Below are 20,576 nucleotides of genomic sequence, written 5' to 3'. Positions count from 1 at the left end.
GTGCGGACGATGGCGGCGGAACGACTGGTGGTGATCGGCGGTGACGCGGCGGGCATGTCCGCCGCGTCACAGGCCCGGCGGCTCAAGGGCCCGGCGGAGCTGGAGATCACCGCCTTCGAGCGGGGGCACTTCACCTCGTACTCCGCGTGCGGGATCCCTTACTGGATCGGCGGGCAGGTCGCCGGCCGGGACGAGTTGATCGCCCGTACGCCCGAGGAGCACCGCGCCCGGGACATCGACCTGCGCACCCGGACCGAGGTCGTGGAGCTGGACCTCGCGGGCCGGCGCGTCCGCGCCCGGGACCTGGATTCGGGCGCCGAGTCCTGGACGGCGTACGACAAGCTCGTCCTGGCGACGGGCGCCCGCCCGATCCGCCCCCGGCTGCCCGGCATCGGCGCGCACGGGGTCCACGGGGTCCAGTCCCTGGACGACGGGCAGCGCCTGATGGACGGCCTGGAGCGCACGGAGGGCCGCCGGGCGGTCGTGGTTGGCGCGGGCTACATCGGCGTGGAGATGGCGGAGGCGCTGGTCGGCCGGGGCTTCGAGGTCACCGTCCTGCACCGGGGCGAGCAGCCGATGGCCACCTTGGACCCGGACATGGGCGGCCTCGTGCACACGGCGATGAACGGCATGGGCATCCGTACGGTGTCCCGCGCCGAGGTGACGAGGATCCTCACGGACGAGGACGGTCGCGCGCGTGCGGTGGCCACGGCGGCGGGGGACGAGTACCCGGCGGACGTGGTGGTGCTGGGCATGGGCGTGGAGCCCCGGACGGCCCTGGCCCGCGCGGCGGGTCTTCCCCTGGGCGACTCGGGCGGGCTGCTGACGGACCTCTCGATGCGGGTCCGGGGCCACGAGGACATCTGGGCGGGCGGCGACTGCGTGGAGGTCCTGGACCTGGTGGCGGGCCGCTCGCGGCACATCCCCCTGGGCACGCACGCCAACAAGCACGGCCAGGTCATCGGCTCGAACGTGGGAGGCGGTTACGCGACCTTCCCCGGGGTGGTCGGCACCGCCGTGAGCAAGGTGTGCGACCTGGAGATCGCCCGCACGGGGCTGCGCGAACGCGACGCGCGGGAGGCGGGCCTGCGTTTCGTGACGGCGACGATCCGCTCGACGAACACGGCGGGCTACTACCCGGGCGCGACCGAGATGACGGTGAAGATGCTGGCGGAACGCCGCACGGGCCGGCTGCTGGGCGTCCAGATCGTGGGCGGGGCCGGCGCCGCGAAGCGCGTGGACATCGCGGCGGTCGCCCTCACGGCCGGCATGACGGTGGACCAGGTCGTCTCGCTGGACCTGGGCTACGCCCCGCCGTTCTCCCCGGTCTGGGACCCGGTCCTGGTGGCGGCCCGCAAGGCGGTCACCGCGGTCCGCTCGGCCGGCGTCTGACCCCCGCCCACGCACCGGAGCCCCTCTCGTCGTCGACGGGAGGGGCTCCTGTTGGTCACGCGTGGCGACGCGGCCCGGTGAAGGGCTCCGCGTCAGCGCCGGGTGCTGGTGTGGACGTGCTCCACCAGGCGGGTCAGGGCGTCGGGGTCGGTGGTCGGCAGGACGCCGTGCCCGAGGTTGAAGATGTGGCCCTCCAGGCCGGCGGCGGCGTCCAGGACCTCGCGGGTCTTGGCCTCCACGGCCTCCGTGGTGGAGAAGAGGACCGCCGGGTCCAGGTTGCCCTGGAGCGCCTTGCCGGGGCCGACGCGGCGCACGGCCTCGTCCAGCGGGACCCGGTAGTCGACGCCCATGACGTCCGCGCCGGCCTCGCCCATCAGGCCGAGCAGCTCGCCGGTACCCACGCCGAAGTGGATACGCGGGACGCCGTACGAGGCCACGGACTCCAGGACCTTCGCCGACGCCGGCATCACCGAGCGGCGGTAGTCCGCCGGGGCGAGGGCGCCGACCCAGGAGTCGAAGAGCTGGACGGCGGAGGCGCCGGCCTCGATCTGGACCTTGAGGAAGGCGGAGGTGATCTCGGCGAGGCGGTCCAGCAGGTCGGCCCAGAGCTGCGGGTCCCCGTACATCAGGGCCTTGGTGTGCTCGTGGTTCTTCGAGGGGCCGCCCTCGACGAGGTAGCTCGCGAGGGTGAAAGGCGCGCCGGCGAAGCCGATCAACGGCGTGGAGCCCAATTCACCCGTGAGCATGCCGATCGCCTCGGTGACGTACGAGACGTCCTCCGGAGTGAGGTCGCGCAGTTGTGCGAGGTCCTCGCGGCGGCGGATCGGCTGGGCGACGACGGGGCCGACGCCCGGCTTGATGTCGAGGTCGACGCCGATCGCCTTGAGGGGCACCACGATGTCGGAGAAGAAGATCGCGGCGTCCACGCCGTGCCGCCGCACGGGCTGCATGGTGATCTCGGTGACCAGGTCGGGCCGCATGCAGGACTCCAGCATCTGCGTGCCCTCGCGCAGCTTCCGGTACTCCGGGAGTGAGCGCCCCGCCTGCCTCATGAACCACACCGGGGTGTGCGGAACCGGCTCCCGCCGGCACGCCTTCAGGAAGGCGGAATCGTACGTCTGACTCGGCTGGCCCTTGGGGCGGTCGTTGGCGCTCACGACCCAAATCTTCGCACGTACGAAGAAGTGCCCGACCCGGCGCGGGTGTCCCTGCGCCGTCCGACCGCTCGTTCCGCCTAGTCTTCCCCGCATGGCTGCGGCTCAGGGACGATTTTCAGATGGCGCTGACGGTGTGGACAGCGCGAAGGAGAGCTCCGTCCCGCTCCCGTTCCGGCGGGCGGTCGACGGCTTGAAGAAGGCGCGGCTGCGGCAGGGGATCGAGATCGACCCCACCAAGCCGCCGCAGAGACTGGCGCCGTACGCGTACGCGCTGGAGGCGGCGGTCGTCGACGGCGAGGACGATCTGGCCGACGGCCGGCTGATCCTGCTGCACGATCCGTCCGGGCACGACGCCTGGCAGGGCACCTTCCGCCTGGTGACGCTGGTACGGGCGGAACTGGAGCCGGAGATGGCCGCGGACCCGCTCCTCCCCGAGGTGTGCTGGTCCTGGTTGACGGGGGCGCTGGAGGCGCGCGGGCTGACGTACGGCGAGCCCAGCGGGACGGTGACCATGGCGGGCTCGCACTATTTCGGCGGGCTCTCGGAGCGGCGGCCGGCCACCCAGATCGAGATCAGGGCCTCGTGGACGCCGCGCGAGGGGGTGGGTGGGGTGCCGGACACCTCGGCCCATCTGTCGGCCTGGTGCGAGCTGCTGTGTCAAATCGCGGGGCTGCCTCCGGTCGGCCCCACGGACACCGTCACCGGCGTGGTGTCCCTGCCACAGCGGCGCGGTCCGCACCACCCGTAGTCAAGGGGCCGCTCGGCCGCACCGCGGGCCCCGTCCGGGGGTTCCCCGGGTCGGCGCCCCCGGTCGAGTCGACCGATCGAGCCCGCATAGGAGTGCCAGAACGTGCATTCGTTGCGGGCTTCTGATCACCCGTTGATCGATCGTGCGTCCGAATTGCCCGAATTGTTACTCACCAAATCGTGATCATTCCCTAAAGCCGGGCGGGTGACGTGCCGAAGGAGTCAATGACCATCAGCACGGAGCGCACCGGCTTCCTTCCCCCGGCCGAGACGTTCCGCCACTCCCCCAGGAGGCCTAGGTGTCCGTTCTTCTCGAGCAGCCCGCAAGCCTGGTCGCCTACCGCCCGAACAAGCCGACGGCCATGGTCGTCGTGGCCGACCCGCGCGTCCGTTCCACCGTGACCCGCCATCTGTGGGCCCTCGGAGTACGTGATGTGATCGAGGCGTCGTCCATCGCGGAGGCCCGCCCCCGCGTCGGCAGCCCGCGCGACATCTGCGTGGCCGACGTACACCTGCCCGACGGTTCCGGTCTCACCCTGCTCTCCGAGACCCGTGCCGCCGGCTGGCCGAACGGCCTGGCCCTGTCCGCCGCCGATGACATCGGCGCCGTCCGCAACGCCCTCGCGGGCGGAGTGAAGGGCTACGTCGTCACCGGCACCCGGACCAACATCGGGCTCCCCACCCGGCCCGGCGCCGCCCCCATCGGTGCCGCCGCCGCCCGCATGCACCGCCGCCCCCCGGGTGCCCCGAGCCACCCGGGCGGCTACCGAGAGCTCTCCGGCCGCGAGGTCGAGGTCCTGCGCCTCGTCGCGGAGGGCCAGTCCAACAAGGCCATCGGCGTCTCGATGGGCCTGTCCGCACTGACCGTGAAGTCCCACCTCGCCCGGATCGCCCGCAAGCTGGGCACCGGCGACCGGGCCGGGATGGTCGCCGTCGCCCTGCGGACCGGAATCATCCACTGATCCCGCCCGGTGGCTCCCGGGGGACGTCCCGGGGAAAACCCCCGGGACACGTTCGAGCCCACCCCGCCCACTCCCTCCCGCCCCACCCCCGCGCTTCACCAGGTCTCACCCTCACGCTTCACCAGGTCTCACCCTCGCGCCCGTCGCCGGAACGTTCCGGCGACGGGCGCGCCACATCCACGGATACCCTTGACCGGTGACCGACGCCCAAGAGACCGCAGCACACCTGCGCACCACCACCGGGGGCGGCCCCCCGGACGAAGAGGTTTCGTCCGATGGGTTGCCCGTTCCCTTGCTGGAGCCCCGCGAGGGCATCCCCCCGGTGGTCGCCGACGCGGAGTCCCTCGCCGAGGTGGTCGCGGCCTTCGCCGCGGGCACCGGCCCCGTCGCCGTCGACGCCGAGCGCGCCTCCGGCTACCGCTACGGGCAACGCGCCTACCTGGTGCAGTTGCGCCGCGAGGGCGCGGGATCGGCGCTGATCGACCCGGTCGGCTGCCCGGACCTCTCCGGCCTGGGAGAGGCGCTGTCGGGGACCGAGTGGATCCTGCACGCCGCCACCCAGGACCTGCCGTGTCTGCGCGAAATAGGCATGGCCCCCACCTCCCTGTTCGACACCGAACTGGCCGGCCGGCTGGCGGGCTTCCCGCGGGTCGGACTCGGCGCGATGGTCGAGAGCGTGCTCGGCTACACGCTGGAGAAGGGCCACTCCGCCGTCGACTGGTCCACCCGCCCCCTCCCGGAGCCGTGGCTGCGCTACGCCGCGCTGGACGTGGAACTGCTGGTGGACCTGCGGGACGCGCTGGAGAAGGAACTGGACCGGCAGGGCAAGCTGGACTGGGCCCACCAGGAGTTCGACGCCATCGCCTCCGCCCCGCCCGCGCCCCCGCGCAAGGACCCGTGGCGCCGCACCTCCGGCATGCACAAGGTGCGCCGGCGCCGGCAGATGGCCGTCGTGCGCGAGCTGTGGGAGTCCCGCGACCGGATCGCGCAGCGGCGGGACGTGTCCCCCGGCAAGGTGCTGGGCGACGCGGCGATCGTCGAGGCCGCGCTGGCCATGCCGCTCAACGCGAGCGCGCTGTCCGCCCTTCCCGGCTACGGGCAGCGGATGGGCCGGCGCCAGTTGGAGCAGTGGATGGCCGCCGTGGACCGGGCCAAGGCGCTGCCCGAGAACGAGTTGCCGCAGCCGGGCGCGACCCCGGCCGGCCCGCCGCCGCCGCGCTCCTGGGCCGACAAGGACCCGGCCGCCGCCGCCAGGCTCTCGGCGGCCCGGGCCGCCGTCACGGCGCTGGCCGAGGGGCTGAACCTGCCCCAGGAGAACCTGATCACCCCCGACACGGTCCGCAGGCTGTGCTGGGAGCCGCCGCAGCGCCTGGAGGCGGACACGGTGTCGGCGGCCCTGGCGGCCCACGGAGCCCGCGCCTGGCAGATCGAGCAGGTGACCCCGGCGCTGGTCGAGGCGCTCACCGCCACCGACTGACGCCCTCGACGAGGAAGGAAGCCCCCCGGCCCCCGCCGGGGGGCTTCCTTCGTCACCGCAACCGATGAGGGCCGGCGGCGGAGTGTGACCTTCGCCGCTCCTCCCGGAGAGGGTGTGCACATTGGTTACCCGCAAGTAGCATGGGGCAGGTGAGCGGGCGCTCAGCAAACAACGCCGACCGCGCCCCCGCGCAGCAGTGCACACCCGCACCTGGAGGAGAGCCAACGTGCCTCGTACCGTCAGGGACGTCGTCTTCGTCGACGGCGTCCGCACCCCGTTCGGCAAGGCGGGCCCCAAGGGCATCTACAACGGGACCCGCGCCGACGATCTCGTCGTCAAGGCGATCCGGGAGCTGCTGCGCCGCAACCCGGACCTGGACCCCGCGAAGATCGACGAGGTCGCCATCGCCGCGACCACGCAGATCGGTGACCAGGGTCTGACCCTGGGTCGCACCGCCGGCATCCTGGCGGGCCTCCCGCAGTCCGTGCCCGGCTACTCCATCGACCGCATGTGCGCCGGCGCGCTGACCGCCGTGACCGCCGTCGCGGGCGGCGTGGCCTTCGGCGCGTACGACGTCGCCCTCGCCGGCGGTGTCGAGCACATGGGCCGCCACCCCATGGGTGAGGGCGTCGACCCGAACCCGCGCTTCGTCTCCGAGAAGCTGGTCGACGAGTCCGCCCTGTTCATGGGCATGACCGCCGAGAACCTGCACGACCGGTACCCGACGATCACCAAGCTCCGCGCCGACGAGTACGCCGTGCGCTCGCAGGAGAAGGCCGCCAAGGCGTACGCCGACGGCAAGATCCAGCAGGACCTGGTCCCGATCTCGGTGCGCAACACCAACGAGGCCGCCGGCGAGACGGGCTGGGGCCTGGTCACCACCGACGAGCCGATGCGCCCGGGCACCACCCTGGAGAACCTGGCCGGCCTGAAGACCCCGTTCCGTACCCACGGCCGGGTCACCGCGGGCAACGCCGCCGGTCTCAACGACGGTGCCACCGCCGCGATCATCGCGTCCGAGGACTTCGCCCGGGAGAACAACCTCCCGGTCAAGATGCGCCTGGTGGCGTACTCCTTCGCCGGTGTCGAGCCGGAGGTCATGGGCTACGGCCCGATCCCCGCCACCGAGAAGGCCCTGGCCCAGGCCGGTCTGACGATCGATGACATCGGCCTCTTCGAGGTCAACGAGGCGTTCGCGGTCCAGGTCCTCGCGTTCCTGGAGCACTACGGCATCGCCGACGACGACGCGCGCGTGAACCAGTACGGCGGCGCCATCGCCTTCGGTCACCCGCTCGCCTCCTCCGGCGTCCGCCTGATGACGCAGCTGGCCCGCCAGTTCGAGGAGCAGCCGCACGTCCGCTACGGCCTGACCACCATGTGCGTCGGCTTCGGCATGGGCGCCACGGTCATCTGGGAGAACCCGAACTTCAACGCCGAGGGAGACTCCAAGTGAGCACCACCGCTGAGCTCCTGAAGGGTGCGGCCGAGCTGTTCCCGGACGAGGTCGTCACGTCCGCGCACGTCCGCCACCTCGACCTGCCGTTCGGCGCCGGGCGCTTCGCGCTCATCACGCTGGACAACGGCTTCGACCACACCAAGCCGACCACCTTCGGCCCCCAGTCCCTCGCCAACCTGAACGCGGCGATCGACCAGGTCGAGCAGGAGGCCCTCGCGGGCTCCATCGTCGGCGCGGGCATCACCGGCAAGCCGTTCATCTTCGCGGTCGGCGCCGACCTCAAGGGTGTCGAGCTGCTCAAGAAGCACGACGAGGCGCTGGCCATCGGCAAGGGCGGCCACGACGTCTTCAAGCGCCTGTCGGCGCTGGCCGTCCCGTCCTTCGCGTACTACAACGGCGCGGCCATGGGCGGCGGTGTCGAGGTCGGTCTGCACTGCACCTACCGCACCGTCTCCAAGGCCATCCCGGCCTTCTCGCTGCCCGAGGTCTTCCTCGGCCTGGTACCGGGCTGGGGCGGCTGCGCCCTGCTGCCGAACCTGATCGGCGCGGACCGCGCGGTCTCGGTGATCATCGAGAACTCGCTGAACCAGAACCGCCAGCTCAAGGGCAAGCAGGTCTTCGAACTGGGCATCGCCGACGCCCTGTTCGAGGGTGCCGACTTCCTGGAGCAGTCGCTGATCTGGACGGCGAACGTCCTGAACGGCACCACCGAGGTCGTACGGGCCGACGTGGACCGCGCCGAGGGCTGGGACGCGGCGGTCGCCCGCGGCCGTGCCATCGCCGACTCCAAGGTGCACGGTGCGGCCCCGGCCGCCTACCGGGCGCTGGAGATCATCGAGGCGGCCAAGGACGGCGACCTGCAGAAGGGCTTCGACGCCGAGGACGCGGCCCTGGCCGACCTCATCATGGGCGGCGAACTGCGCTCCGGCATCTACGCCTTCAACCTGGTCCAGAAGCGCGCCAAGCGCCCGGCCGGCGCCCCGGACAAGTCGCTGGCCCGTCCGGTGACCAAGGTCGGCGTCGTCGGCGCGGGCCTGATGGCCTCGCAGTTGGCGCTGCTCTTCCTGCGCCGCCTGGAGGTGCCGGTGGTCCTCACCGACATCGACCAGGAGCGCGTGGACAAGGGTGTGGGCTACGTCCACGCCGAGATCCAGAAGCTGCTCGGCAAGGGCCGCATCAACCAGGACAAGGCCAACCGCCTGACCGCCCTGGTGAGCGGTGTCCTGGACAAGGCCGAGGGCTTCGCGGACGCGGACTTCATCATCGAGGCCGTGTTCGAGGAGATGTCCGTCAAGCAGAAGGTGTTCGCGGAGGTCGAGGCGGTCGCCCCGGCGCACGCGATCCTCGCCACCAACACCTCCTCGCTGTCGGTCTCCGAGATGGCCTCGAAGCTCCAGCACCCGGAGCGCGTGGTCGGCTTCCACTTCTTCAACCCGGTCGCGATCCTCCCGCTGCTGGAGATCGTCCGCGGTGAGCAGACCGACGACGCCTCGCTGGCCACGGCCTTCGGTGTCGCGCGGAAGCTGAAGAAGACCGCGGTCCTCACCAAGGACGCCCCGGCGTTCGTGGTGAACCGCATCCTGACCCGCTTCATGGGCGAGATCCAGAACGTCATCGACGAGGGCACCCCGGTGGTCACCGCCGAGAAGGCGATCGAGCCGCTCGGCCTGCCCATGTCCCCGCTGGTGCTCCTGGAGCTCGTGGGTCCGGCCATCGGCCTGCACGTCTCCGAGACCCTGAACCGCTCCTTCCCGGAGCGTTTCACCGTCTCCCCCAACCTCAAGCGGGTCGTCGAGGCGGGCAAGCGCGGCTTCTACGTCTACAACGCGGAGAACGGCTTCAAGCCGGAGCTCGACCCCGAGGTCGCCGCGCTCCTGGTCCAGGGCGACAGCGTCCTGACCGAGGAGCAGGTCCGTGACCGCGTCCTGGACGCGGTGGCGCAGGAGATCGGTCTGATGCTGGAGGAGGGTGTCGTGGCCGAGGCCCAGGACATCGACCTCTGCCTCATCACCGGCGCCGGCTGGCCCTTCCACCTGGGCGGCGTGACGCCGTACCTGGACCGTGAGGGCGTCTCGGAGCGGGTGAACGGCAAGAAGTTCCTCGCCCCGGGTCTGGCGAGCGTCCCGGTCTGACCTTCGCGTCCCCGACGCGCATGACGGACGCCCGTCCCCCGAGCGGGGGCGGGCGTTCGTCGTCTCCGCCGGTGGCGGGCGCTGCGGGGTCTTGCGCGGGGGCGGCGACGTCGGCTCGCAGGGGGGCCGGCAGAATGACCGCATGGCGGATGACACGACACTTTTCAGCCGCCGGACCCTGATGTTCGGCGGCGGCGCGGTCGCCGCCGGGTTGGCCGCGAGCGGTCTGACGTGGGCGCTCTCGTCGGAACCGGACGAGCCCGACCGGGAGGAACCCGACCCTCAGCCGACGGCCGGGGACTTCGACATGCGGACGGGCGCCGAACTGCTGGCGCCGACGCCGCTATTCAATACGACGGGTCCGCAGTCGTTCGCCTTCGACGATGCCAACGGTTTGGTCTACACCCTTCAGACCATTCAGAGCGGCATTCGACTGGAGGACGAGTCGGAGCCGTTGACTTCCGGCGACCGAAAGACCGCCGGCGATATGTGCCTGACCAGGATGAGCAGTACGGGAATATCTCTCGGGCACATGTATCTCCGCGGCTTCGGCCATGGAATTTCCTTCGGTGTCGAGCCGGTCGGGAAGCACACCTACATATGGGTGGAGAGCAGGCCCGACGCGGACAGCGGCTACGGGACCCAGATCGCCCGCGTGCTGTTCGACGACGGTGGCGTGGTCGACGGGTCCGACCGTCGGGTTCCGCACTACGATCCGGTCCCGGGCGCGTCCGACGTGTCCCCCGCGCTCGACCTGGCCGGCGGGCGCGTGCTGGTGAGCCACGAGATCGACGGGGAGCACCGGCTGTCCGTGTACGGGATGGCGGACTTCCTCGCCGGTCGCTTCGACCCGGTGCACGCCGTGCGGGCCGGTGTCCAGGTGAAGGAAGAGGAGTGGTTCCAGGGCTGCGCCCTGCACGGGAACTTCGTCTACATCCTCACCGGCCGCCCGTACACGACCAAGGACGGGAACAATCCGCGGAAGTCCGGCGGGAACACGCACGTCTCGGCGATCGACATCCGTACGGGACGGGCCCAGGGCCGGCACAAGGTCATCGTGGCACCGGATCTGCCCTTCCGGGAGCCGGAGGGAATGGCGATCGGCTCCGCGGATTCCCGCCCCGCATTGTGCGTGGGCTTTTCCATCAAGGCCGAGGACCGGCGCGAGCTGACGGTGTATCGCTTTACGGGGTGAGCAATCGGACCTTGGGGGACGAAGGTCACACGCATGTACACAAGGGCCACGAACCATTGGCCCGAGCGTCACCTCGTGTTCTTAACTCGTCCATACGGCTGCTTATACTACTGCGACACTTCCGCCGAATCTCAACACCTCCACGGGGAGGCCTTCCACGATGGGCCCCAAACGACTGCAGGCCGTCACAGGCGTTCTGATCAGCGCCGGGCTCATCCTCAGCTTCCTCGGGATGATGGCGGCGGTCGCGACCGTCTCCCTGCCGATGTTCGCGTACTGCGCGGCCCTCAGCTACGCGGCCGACCTGATGCTCCACAGCACCGAGTCGACCACTCTGGAGCGGCTGCGCGACTCGCGCTTCGGCCTGACCATGCGCTTCCTGATCCGGCAGTTCCTGCTGCTGGGCCTGTGCGGGGCCATCGCCGACATCGAGTCGTTCGTGGCGCAGATGACGACCATCGGCCTGCTCCTCCTGTTCATCCTGCAACTCGCGTACGGCGCCCTCCTCAAGCACGTCCGCAAGCAGCGCAACGAACTGCCCTTCACCACCCGCGGGCTGGACCTGGACGCGCTGGGCATCCGTCGCATGCCGCACCCGTTCCTGGTGGACAAGCACGTCCGCAAGACGCTGCACCTGGACATCCCCCTGGTCGCCGGGGCCCTCGCCACCATCGCGACCGACAACTGGCGCTGGGTCACGTACGGGATGATCATCACGGTCTTCCTCGCCTACCTGTCCCTCCTGGTGCTGCTGCCCGACGCGCGCAACGCGCTCAAGCTGCCCACCACCGACGAGGCCATCGACGAGCTGAACCACCAGCTGGCCGAATACCGCCCCCAGGTCGCCCTCTACTTCACCTTCGCCGCCATCTCCAAAGACTTCATGTACCAGGTGAACATGTGGTTGGAGGCCCTGGAGGCGTTGGACCTGCGGCCCCTGATCGTGCTGCGCGAGCGGGCCACCCTGCGGTACCTGGACGCCACGTCGGTTCCCGTCATCTGCGTGCCCAAGGCGGACAACCTCGCGCGCATCGAGATGCACGAACTCCGCGTCGCCCTCTACCCCGGCAACGCGGGCAAGAACGTGCACATGCTCCAGCGCGCCGAGGTCAAGCACGTCTTCATCGGACACGGCGACAGCGACAAGCTCGCCAGCAGCAACCGCGTCAGCAAGGTCTTCGACGAGATCTGGGTGGCCGGCCGGGCGGGCCGCGACCGCTACGAGCGCATCAAGCACGCGGTGACGCACAACCAGATCGTCGAGGTCGGCCGGCCCCAGCTGATGCCCCTGCACAGTTGGACGGGCCGGGCCGTCAACCCCGTACCCACCGTCATCTACGCCCCCACCTGGGAGGGCTGGACCGACGACGCCTGCTACACCTCGGTGCTGCCGGCCGGCGAGAAGCTGATCCAGGCGCTCCTCGACCACAAGCTCGACATCCGTGTGATCTACAAGCCGCACCCGCTGACCGGTTCCCGCTCGCCGCAGGCCGCCGCCGCGCACCGACGCGTCATCGCCCTCCTGGAGGAGGACAACGCCCGGCGCTTCGGCCGCAACGTGAGCGACTCCAAGGCCGCGAGCCGCAAGCTGGCCCGCCTCGACCAGCGCATCGCCGACCTCTCCGAGCGCGGTGTCCGTTCCCCGTACCCCGACCTCACCGAAGAGGAGCGGACCGCCCGCATCCGGCGCACCCGCAACCAGGCCGGGACCCTGTACTGGAGCGCGATGCCCGACGCCGCGCACCATGTGGTGACGAACCGGATCCCCGCGCTGTACGACTGCTTCAACCATTCCGACCTGCTCATCGGCGACATGTCGAGCGTGGTGTCCGACTTCGTCGCCACCCTCAAGCCGTACGCGATCTTCAACCTCGACGGTCTGCCGGACCAGGAGTTCCGCAACGAGCAGCGCACGGCGTACGCCTCGTACCTGCTCGACGCCGACTGCAACGGCCTGTCCGAGGCGATCGAGGCGATGCTCAACCCGGCCGAGGACCACATGGCCCCCTACCGGGAGCAGCTCAAGGAATACCTCCTCGGCGCGGAGTACCCGCCGTCGGTCGTTCGCTTCAACGACGCCGCGAACGATCTCTACCGTCGTGGAGTCGCCGACTTCCCGATCGAGTACCCGGAGCCGGCGCCCTTCCCCGCCTAGCCGGCGCACCCTGTCACGGCCGAACCACACCCGCCCGGCCGTGGCCCCCATCCCCAGCTCAGAGGAAGAAGGAGACCGTGCCGTCCAGTACCACCCCCCGCCGTACCATCGCCGTTGTTCTCGCAGGGGGGACCGGCCAACGCATCGGGCTCGAGATACCGAAGCAGTTGCTCAAGATCGCCGGAAAGTCGATCCTGGAGCACACGCTGCACATCTTCGAGTCCGCGGCCGACGTGGACGAGGTCCTCCTCCTCATGACGCCCGACCACGTGGCGGAGGCCCGCCGGATCGTCGAGCACGCGGGCCTGACCAAGGTCTCCCGGGTGCTGGCCGGCGGGACGACGCGCAGCGAGACCACCCGCATCGCCATCGCCGCCGCCTCGCAGGGGCGGGAGGCCGACGAGCACGTCAACCTGCTCTTCCACGACGCCGTGCGCCCGCTGCTCTCGCAGCGCGTGGTCCGCGAGTGCGTCGAGTCCCTGGAGCGCTACCAGGCCGTCGACGTGGCCATCCCGTCGTCCGACACCGTGATCGTGACGCGCACCCACGGGGACGACGGCGAGTTCATCACCGAGGTCCCCGACCGCTCCCGGCTGCGCCGGGGCCAGACCCCCCAGGGCTTCCGGCTGTCCACGATCCGCAACGCCTACGAGCGGGCGGCCGCCGACCCGTTCTTCCAGGCCACCGACGACTGCTCCGTGGTCGTCAAGTACCTGCCCGACGTGCCGGTCCACGTGGTCACGGGCGACGAGTACAACATGAAGGTCACCCAGCCCGTCGACGTGTTCATCGCCGACAAGCTGTTCCAGCTCGCCTCGCACGCCGCTCCCGCCCACGCCGACGAGGCCGCCTACCGCGAGCAACTGTCCGGCAAGACGATGGTGGTGTTCGGCGGCTCGTACGGGATCGGCGCCGACATCGCGCGGATCGCCGAGAGCTTCGGTGCCCGGGTCTTCGCTCTGGGGCGCTCCACCACCGGCACCCACGTGGAGAACCCCGACCACGTCGAGGCGGCGCTGGCCGACGCGTACGCGCAGACCGGCCGGATCGACCACGTGGTGAACACCGCGGGCGTGCTGCGGGTCGGCCGCCTCGACGAGACGGACGACGACACCATCCGGCAGGCGCTGGAGGTCAACTACCTGGCCCCCGTGCAGATCGCCCGGGCCGCCCACAAGTACCTCGGCGAGACGCGGGGGCAACTGCTGCTGTTCACCTCCAGCAGCTACACCCGGGGCCGCGCGAACTACAGCCTGTACTCGTCGACGAAGGCCGCCATGGTCAATCTGACGCAGGCGCTGGCCGACGAGTGGGCCGAGGACCACATCCGCGTGAACTGCGTGAACCCGGAGCGCACCGCCACCCCGATGCGCGTCAAGGCCTTCGGCGAGGAGCCGACCGGTTCCCTGCTCAGCTCCGAGGCGGTGGCCCTGACCTCGCTGGACGTCCTGCTGTCCACGATGACCGGGCACGTCGTCGACGTGCGCCGGCAGGACCCGACCACGAACGCGGCGCAGCGGTCGGCCTTCGAGGCGGCGCTGGCGGCGGTCCTGGTGCAGACGGCCGGGGACGAGGGAGTCTAGGCGTGACGTACGCACCCGGACCGGGCCAGGAGCACCGCCCGAGGATCTTCGTGGCGGGCGGGTCGAACTCGGTCCACCGGCCCTACAGCTTCCTGCCGATGGCGGGCTGGACCCAGGCACTGCCGCTGTTCCTCAACGAGGCGGTGGAGGTGGTGAACTGCTCCCGGGCACGCGCCAGCTCCAAGAGCTTCCGTGAGCGCGGCCGGCTCCAGTGGATCCTGGACACCATGCGGCCGGGTGACTACCTGCTCTTCGGTTTCGGGCAGACGGACTGGAAGCCGGACCCCGGCCTGCACACCGAGCCGTTCTCCACCTTCCTGGAGCACATGACGGCGTACGTCCACGGGACCCGCGAGCGTGGTGGGCACCCGGTGATCCTGCTGCCGTACGAGCGGCGGCGGATCGACCGGCACGGCAACGTCGCCCGCTTCCTCGGGGACTATCCGGTCGCCGCGCGGCAGTTGGCCGAGGACGAGCACGTTCCGGTGGTCGACCTGTACGAGCAGAGCCTCCAGTGGTGGGAGGAGCTCGGGCCGGAGGCCACCAAGGCCGTCTTCACCTACCTGCGGCCGGGCGAGCCCCTCCAGGAGCACGTGCTGGACGGGGACAACGTGCACCTGCGGGCCGAGGGCGCGATCGAGTGCGCGCGGTTCATCGCCCGCAGCATGCTGGAGCAGGGCGTGATCCCCGCGCACTGGGGCCGTGGCCTCGACCGGACCCGTTTCTCTTACGAGGAACTGGGCTGGCTGGACGAGGAGACCTTCTGGCACCGCACCAAGACCCGCGTGTCGAAGATGCCGGCGGCCCCGGCCGGCGCCCCCGCGAACAAGGAGTCCGGCGCGTGAACCACCTCCTCGGCCGGGGCCGGGCCCTCGGCTCGGATCCCTCCCAGGGCGCCGCCTACGCGGGCCTGTACTCCTCGGCGGACCCGCGACTCGGCGTGGCCCCCGGCGAGGTCGTCCAGTTCGGCCTCTCGGTCGCGGTGGACCGGACGGGCTCGCGCGGCTGCGCGTACCTCCTGGCCGCCCCGCTGACCGCCGCCGGCGAGATCGTCGGCCTGCAGGGGCTGGAGTACTTCCCCCGGCAGCGCTGGTTCCGGGTGCGCGCGGAGGCGGGTGAGACCGGTACCGGTGTCCTGCACCTGCGGGCCGCCGAGAACGCCAAGGCTCCCCGGATCCGTCCCCAGATCATGGTGGGCGTCCCGGACGCGACCGGACGCAAGATGGTCCGCACCGCCCGACTCGACACCCAGGCCCTGCCGTTGCGCCGGCCCGCCGCGCGCGGCCTGCGCATCGCGACCGGGCCGAACACCCCCGGTGCGGTACACGTGCTGTCGGGCGCGCCCGCCGGGTCCGCCGCGATCTCCGTGACCCGTCCGGGCCACGGCGACGCGCAACTGTCGTACGACGGGTGGGTGACCTACACGCCCGACCCGGGCTTCGTCGGCTACGACCGGTTCGCGTACGTGGTGGGCACCCCCGGGGCGGGCGAGCAGACCTCGCACGTCAACGTCTTCGTCGGCGAACTCGCCGCCACTCCGGGCGCGTTCCCGGAACACACGACGGACGTCGCCTTCCGCCCCTGGCAGTGGCCGGAGCTGACCGGCGAGATGCCGTGGCCCGTGCCCGCGCCCCAGCGGTCCCCGCAGAACTGAAGAGGATCACTCGACCATGAACACAGCCGTCGTGAACGTCGTGGACGTGACGGTCGCCGTCCGGGTCCGCGATCAGGCCGCCGAACTCGACGCCTGTCTGGCCTCCCTCGTCGGGCAGTCGATCGGCACGGACCGGCTGGAGATCATCGCCGTCGACGACGGGTCCACGGACGACAGCGCATCGGTCCTGGCCAGGGCCGCGCACCAGTACCCCTTCCTGCGCATGGGCCTGGTCACCCACGGGCAGAGCCCGGCGGCCGCCCGCAACTGGGCGCTGAGCCAGGTCCGCGGACGGTACGTGATCTTCCTGGAGGCCTGCGACCGGCTGACGCCCGACGCGTTGGAGCGGATGGTCGCGGCGGCGGACACCAACGAGGCCGACGTCGTACTCGGCAAGTTGGAGAGCTCGGGCCGGCACACCGTCGCCACGTCGATGTTCCGCAAGAACCAGCCCTACACGGACGTGGACACCTCCCGCGTCTACTGGTCGCTGACCCCGGACAAGCTGTTCCGCACCAGCATGATCCAGCGGCGCGGGCTGGCGTTCCCCACCGACATGCTGATCGGCGACGACCAGGCGTTCACCGCCGCCGCGTTCATCGGGGCGGACAACGTCTCCGTCGTCGGCGACGCGACCTGTGTGGTCAAGGGGGCCTCGCCCGCGTCCCCGGCGGGGCTCGCCGACCGGGTGGCGCTGGTCTCGCGCATGCTGGCGCTGGTCGACGCGCAGGTGCCGCAGGGGCCGCGCCGGGACCGTCTGCACTCCCGCCACCTGGAGGTGGAGCTCGGCAAGGCGACCGCGGCCGCGCTGTTGTCCGCCACGGATCCGACGGAGGCCGAGCAGGCCCTGTGGGCGGCGGCCGAGGTGCTGCGGACCCAGGCCCGCGCGGGGGCGCTCGCGCTGCTGCCGCGCATGCTCGCGGTGCGGTTCGCGCTGCTCGCGCAGGGCAGGATCGCCGAGGCCCGGTCGATGGCCGCCTTCGAGGCGGACAAGAACCGGCCGGGCGTCCGCAAGACCGTGGAGGGCGGCCGGGTCTACACCGGGCTGCCGTTCTTCCGCGATCCGCAGGTCGGCCTCCCGGACGAACTCTTCGACATCACCGACGACATGACGGTCAGTCACGAATTGCAGAAGCTCCGCTGGGACGGGGCGATGCTGCTGCTCGACGGGTACGGGTTCTTCGAGCAGTTGTCGACGAAGGAGCGGGCCACCCGCGTGGTGCTGCGGGAGCGGACCACCGGCGCCCAGGAGACGCACGCCGTGACCGCTCGGCGGGACGACACCCTCACCAACGCCAAGGGCAACGCGCGGGCGATGGGCCGTTTCTCGGCCCGGATCAACCTGGCGCAGACCGCGATCGGCCGGCCGCTCCCGCCGGGCGTCTGGGAGGTCCACCTCGCCGTGAGCTTCGAGGGGGTGTCCCGGGAGGTGCGGCTCGGCCCGAAGCGGGCGGCCGAAGTGGACACGACGGCCCGGATGCCGGTCCGCATCGCGCCCTCGCCCGACGCCCCGGAGACGGAGCTGGTCGCGACGCCGTTCTACTCCGAGTCGGGCGGGTTGTGCGTCGAGGTCTCTCAGCGGTTCCCGGTACCGGGTCGCGCCTGAGGGGATCCGACGGCGGCCCAGGGGCCGAAGACCAGCCCCTGGGCGGGGTCCTGCAGCGTGCGGATCAGCGCGCCGTCCCGGTCGAAGGCGGCCACCACGATCCGCCCGGCCGCGTCGACGGCCGGCTGCGGGGACAGCGCGCCGTGACCGCCCAGGGAGGCCCGCCAGGTGCCGTAGCCCTCGTTCTCGGTGACGTAGGCGGTGAGTTCGACGCCGCCGTCCGCGCCGATGTGGGTGAGGACCGTGCAGTCGTAGCCGCCGAGCATCGTGCGGACCACGCCCGGCGCGCCCCGTCCGCCCGCGTCTCCGAGGCCCACCAGGGTCCCCTGGAGCCCCTGTTCGCCGGCCCGCCAGGCGACCAGCGAGCCGTCGCCCGGGTAGCGCCAGAAGTACGTGGCCCGGCGGGGGCCCGTCTCGCACACGGCGGCCGTGCCGGGGACCACGGGGGACGGCACCCGGTCGGCGTGCCGGAACCGACCCTGTCCCGCGCCCGTCCAGCGGTCGGCGCCGGCGGGGCCGAGGGCGAGGAGTTCCAGCGGGCCGCCCGCGGGCATCAGCGGGGTGACCTCGCCCTCGTAGAGGTCCGGGGAGAGCTGCTTCCAACCGCCCCACACGCCCTCGGCGTTGCGGCTGCACCGCAGGATGCCCCCGTGGCGCAGGGACACGAGGACGTGTACGGAGCCGGAGCGCTGGTTGACGGCGATGCGGGGCGGGCCGGTCGGCAGGTCGTGGGTGGGGCCGCCGCGGACCTGGGGAACGCCGAGGCCACGCCAATCGGTGAGGGCGCGGCCGGACTGGAACTGGGTGGAGACGGCGATCTCCGGTCTGCCCGAACCGTCCCGCGCGGCGACCGGCGCGGCGAAGTGGACGTATCCCTCGCGGCTTCGGGCCATGGCCGCGGAGCCGGTCCACCCGGGTACCTCGAACCTCTCCGGGCCCGTCCACCCGGAGGCGGGGGCGGCGGCCTCGGTCCAGCGCAGCAGTCCGTCGGGCCCGCAGGCGTAGGCCGTCAGGCGGCCGTCGCCGCCCGTGAACAACCATGTTCCGGCCGGGGGTCGGACCGGCGGGGGGACCGGTCGGCCCGGGTCACCGGACGCCGCCCCGCGGGCGGAGAAAGCCGTCCGACCGGCGCTGTTGCCTCGCATCACGCCGTCCATCCGCCCTTCCGTCGAGTGCTGTCCGTCGTTCCTCCGACGGCCTTTCACCGAAAAGGACCAGCCACTCGAAAGCGTGTCCTATGATTCACCCCATCTATAATAGAAGGGCTCCGCCTCCATGATTGACCGGCCCTCGGCACCGGCCTCCTCCCCTGTCTCCCGGCGAAAGCCGCGGCGCGGCAGGCGCGTCCTGTGGATCGTGCTCTCGGTGGCGGCCCTGCTCGTCCTCGCGGTCGGCGGCGCCGGCTGGTGGACCTACAGCCACCTCAACTCGAACATCTCCAGCGTCGACCTGAACCAGGCGATCGGCGACAACCGCCCGAAGAAGGTCGTCGAGAACGCCCAGAACGTCCTGGTCCTCGGGTCCGATTCACGAGCCGGGGCCAACGGCGACCTCGACCACGGCGACGTCAGCGGCGCCCGCTCCGACACCGCCATGCTGGTGCACATACCCGAGGGCCGCTCCAGGGCCACCGCGGTGAGCATCCCCCGCGACACCCTGATCAGCCGGCCCGAGTGCAAGGACAACGACGGCGGCACCGCGCCCGCCGCGAAGCGGGTCATGTTCAACTCGGTCTACTCCCTCGGCGGCCCCGCCTGCGTCGTGAAGACCGTGGAGCAGTTGTCCGGAGTCCGCGTGGACCACTTCGTCGAGGTGGACTTCGCCGGCTTCAAGGGCCTGGTCGACGCCCTCGGCGGAGTCACCGTCACCCTCGACCAGCCGATGAGCGGCGCCAAGGGCGGCCTCAAACTCGACGCGGGCACGCACCGGCTGAACGGCACCGACTCGCTGAAGTTCGTACGGACCCGCTACGGCTACGGCGACGGCAGCGACCTCGGACGCATCGGCCTCCAGCAGCAGTTCATGCTCGCCATGCTGACGGAGATCAAGAAGCAGGACGCCCTCGGCAACCCGGCCCGGCTGTACAAGCTGGCCGACGCGGGGACCAAGTCGCTGACCACCGACTCCGATCTGGCGTCCCTCACCGCGCTCTCCGACTTCGCGCGGAGCATGAAGGCCGTGGACCCGGCGACGATGGAGACCATCATGCTGCCGGTGGCCTACGACAAGGTCGACCCGAACCGCGTGGTCGTCGCCGAACCGCAGGCCGGCCAACTGTGGGAGGCCCTGCGCACCGACCAGAAGGTCCCCGCGTCGGCGAAGAAGTCCCCCGCGAAGGGCGGCACGGCCGGGAAGGGCGACACGGCCACCAAGCCGTAGGCCGATCCGCTCCGGCCACAGCGCTAGCGGAGCACCGTGCGCCAGTCGTTGCTCGTGTCCCAGTGGCCCGGGGGGTACTCGAACGGGACCTCGCCGAGCAGGACGAAGCCGGCCTTGCGGCAGACGGCGTTCGACGCGCCGTGGTCGACGGGCGGGAAGGCGTGCAGGTGGCGGCGCGTGCCGTGCTCGGCCGCGTGGGCGACGAGGGCGCGGGCCGCCGCCGCGGCCAGGCCGCGGCCCTGGTGTTCGGGCAGGATGCCCCAGCCCGTCTCGTAGACCTCCTCGTCCCTCCAGGCGCGCTCCCAGAAGCCGATGCTGCCCACGCTCTCCCCGTCGGCGACGATGCGGAACATCCGGCCGGCCGCCGGCTCCCGGGCACTGAGAGCGAGGTAACGGCTCTGCCGGTCCCGGAGCTTGGCCTCGGTCTCCGGGCCGCCGAGGTGTGCGGTCATGGCCGGCTCGTTCTTGCGGAGCAGCAGCCAGTAGTCGTCTTCCGCCCAGGCTTCCAACGTGATCTTCATGGCGCCCAGGCTAATCGCGGGTCGCGCCGCGGGACAGATCCGGGTGCGGACGTACGGACGGGGCCCCGCGGGGGGCGGGCCCCCCGGGCCCCGCCCCCCGCCGGGGGTGGGGGGGGCCGGGGGGGGGGGGGGGGCCCCCCCCCCCCCCCCCCCCCCCCCC

At 71.5% G+C, this 20,576-nt stretch carries 16 protein-coding genes; 13 read left to right on the top strand and 3 right to left on the bottom strand.

Annotated elements, in window-relative coordinates; translation table 11 throughout:
* Nucleotides 1-9: 9 nt before the first annotated feature.
* On the top strand, nt 10-1,392 hold the full coding sequence (locus ACFYW3_RS01175) for an FAD-dependent oxidoreductase (RefSeq protein ID WP_389385172.1): 1,383 nt from the start codon (nt 10-12) through the stop codon (nt 1,390-1,392).
* Between the two features lie 92 nt (nt 1,393-1,484).
* Here ACFYW3_RS01175 and hemE read toward each other — a convergent pair whose 3' ends face one another.
* The gene (hemE, locus tag ACFYW3_RS01170; protein ID WP_351753325.1) at nt 1,485-2,549 is read right to left on the bottom strand and encodes a uroporphyrinogen decarboxylase; all 1,065 of its coding nucleotides are present in this window, start codon (nt 2,547-2,549) and stop codon (nt 1,485-1,487) included.
* A gap of 91 nt (nt 2,550-2,640) precedes the next feature.
* Between hemE and ACFYW3_RS01165 the strand changes: the two genes are divergently transcribed.
* The 11 genes from ACFYW3_RS01165 (at nt 2,641) to ACFYW3_RS01115 (ending at nt 17,516) form a co-directional block, all read left to right on the top strand.
* Nucleotides 2,641-3,297, top strand: a complete 657-nt coding sequence (locus tag ACFYW3_RS01165) for a DUF3000 domain-containing protein (protein ID WP_351753328.1) — start codon at nt 2,641-2,643, stop codon at nt 3,295-3,297.
* A gap of 298 nt (nt 3,298-3,595) precedes the next feature.
* Nucleotides 3,596-4,258 (top strand): response regulator transcription factor, encoded by a 663-nt coding sequence (locus ACFYW3_RS01160; protein ID WP_007267191.1) that lies wholly within the window; start codon nt 3,596-3,598, stop codon nt 4,256-4,258.
* Between the two features lie 196 nt (nt 4,259-4,454).
* Nucleotides 4,455-5,735 (top strand): ribonuclease D, encoded by a 1,281-nt coding sequence (locus ACFYW3_RS01155; protein ID WP_351753331.1) that lies wholly within the window; start codon nt 4,455-4,457, stop codon nt 5,733-5,735.
* Nucleotides 5,736-5,961: 226 nt separating this feature from the next.
* Complete coding sequence (locus tag ACFYW3_RS01150; protein ID WP_351753334.1) at nt 5,962-7,188, top strand: acetyl-CoA C-acyltransferase; 1,227 nt, start codon at nt 5,962-5,964, stop codon at nt 7,186-7,188.
* Nucleotides 7,185-9,323, top strand: coding sequence for a 3-hydroxyacyl-CoA dehydrogenase NAD-binding domain-containing protein (locus ACFYW3_RS01145; RefSeq protein ID WP_389385171.1), 2,139 nt, complete (start codon nt 7,185-7,187; stop codon nt 9,321-9,323). Before ACFYW3_RS01150 ends, ACFYW3_RS01145 begins: the two co-directional genes overlap by 4 nt.
* A gap of 142 nt (nt 9,324-9,465) precedes the next feature.
* On the top strand, nt 9,466-10,518 hold the full coding sequence (locus ACFYW3_RS01140; protein WP_389385170.1) for a signaling protein: 1,053 nt from the start codon (nt 9,466-9,468) through the stop codon (nt 10,516-10,518).
* 160 nt (nt 10,519-10,678) lie between these two features.
* Nucleotides 10,679-12,673 carry a hypothetical protein gene (locus ACFYW3_RS01135; RefSeq protein WP_351753340.1) on the top strand — a complete coding sequence of 665 codons (1,995 nt, stop codon included), beginning with the start codon at nt 10,679-10,681 and terminating at the stop codon, nt 12,671-12,673.
* Between the two features lie 77 nt (nt 12,674-12,750).
* Entirely contained in the window at nt 12,751-14,256 is a 1,506-nt protein-coding gene (locus tag ACFYW3_RS01130; protein ID WP_351753343.1) for a bifunctional cytidylyltransferase/SDR family oxidoreductase, read from the top strand.
* Between the two features lie 2 nt (nt 14,257-14,258).
* Nucleotides 14,259-15,101 (top strand): rhamnogalacturonan acetylesterase, encoded by an 843-nt coding sequence (locus tag ACFYW3_RS01125; RefSeq protein ID WP_351753346.1) that lies wholly within the window; start codon nt 14,259-14,261, stop codon nt 15,099-15,101.
* On the top strand, nt 15,098-15,910 hold the full coding sequence (locus ACFYW3_RS01120) for an Ig-like domain-containing protein (RefSeq protein WP_389385169.1): 813 nt from the start codon (nt 15,098-15,100) through the stop codon (nt 15,908-15,910). Before ACFYW3_RS01125 ends, ACFYW3_RS01120 begins: the two co-directional genes overlap by 4 nt.
* A 16-nt stretch (nt 15,911-15,926) precedes the next feature.
* Nucleotides 15,927-17,516: a glycosyltransferase family 2 protein gene (locus ACFYW3_RS01115; protein ID WP_351753351.1), complete on the top strand. Its 1,590-nt coding sequence runs from the start codon at nt 15,927-15,929 to the stop codon at nt 17,514-17,516.
* Here the strand turns inward: ACFYW3_RS01115 and ACFYW3_RS01110 are convergent.
* The gene (locus tag ACFYW3_RS01110; RefSeq protein ID WP_351753354.1) at nt 17,486-18,553 is read right to left on the bottom strand and encodes a hypothetical protein; all 1,068 of its coding nucleotides are present in this window, start codon (nt 18,551-18,553) and stop codon (nt 17,486-17,488) included. The two genes, ACFYW3_RS01115 and ACFYW3_RS01110, sit on opposite strands and share 31 nt — an antisense overlap.
* A gap of 238 nt (nt 18,554-18,791) precedes the next feature.
* Here ACFYW3_RS01110 and ACFYW3_RS01105 point away from each other — a divergent pair, with 238 nt between their 5' ends.
* Entirely contained in the window at nt 18,792-19,895 is a 1,104-nt protein-coding gene (locus ACFYW3_RS01105; protein WP_351753356.1) for an LCP family protein, read from the top strand.
* Nucleotides 19,896-19,918: 23 nt separating this feature from the next.
* Here the strand turns inward: ACFYW3_RS01105 and ACFYW3_RS01100 are convergent, their stop codons facing one another.
* Nucleotides 19,919-20,416, bottom strand: a complete 498-nt coding sequence (locus tag ACFYW3_RS01100; protein WP_389385168.1) for a GNAT family N-acetyltransferase — start codon at nt 20,414-20,416, stop codon at nt 19,919-19,921.
* Between the last annotated feature and the right edge of the window lie 160 nt (nt 20,417-20,576).

The organism is Streptomyces sp. NPDC002602 (assembly GCF_042889445.1).
GTDB lineage: Bacteria > Actinomycetota > Actinomycetes > Streptomycetales > Streptomycetaceae > Streptomyces.
Note: the sequence above shows the minus strand (reverse complement) of the source record. Positions and strands in the feature narration are given on the sequence as shown.

Excerpts from the sequence above, each read along its gene's own strand:
- ACFYW3_RS01115 (WP_351753351.1), top strand. The coding sequence starts at position 15,927 with ATGAACACAGCCGTCGTGAACGTCGTGGACGTGACGGTCGCCGTCCGG.
- ACFYW3_RS01175 (WP_389385172.1), top strand. The coding sequence starts at position 10 with ATGGCGGCGGAACGACTGGTGGTGATCGGCGGTGACGCGGCGGGCATG.
- ACFYW3_RS01140 (WP_389385170.1), top strand. The coding sequence starts at position 9,466 with ATGGCGGATGACACGACACTTTTCAGCCGCCGGACCCTGATGTTCGGC.
- ACFYW3_RS01100 (WP_389385168.1), bottom strand. The coding sequence starts at position 20,416 with ATGAAGATCACGTTGGAAGCCTGGGCGGAAGACGACTACTGGCTGCTG.
- ACFYW3_RS01105 (WP_351753356.1), top strand. The coding sequence starts at position 18,792 with ATGATTGACCGGCCCTCGGCACCGGCCTCCTCCCCTGTCTCCCGGCGA.
- ACFYW3_RS01135 (WP_351753340.1), top strand. The coding sequence starts at position 10,679 with ATGGGCCCCAAACGACTGCAGGCCGTCACAGGCGTTCTGATCAGCGCC.
- ACFYW3_RS01165 (WP_351753328.1), top strand. The coding sequence starts at position 2,641 with ATGGCTGCGGCTCAGGGACGATTTTCAGATGGCGCTGACGGTGTGGAC.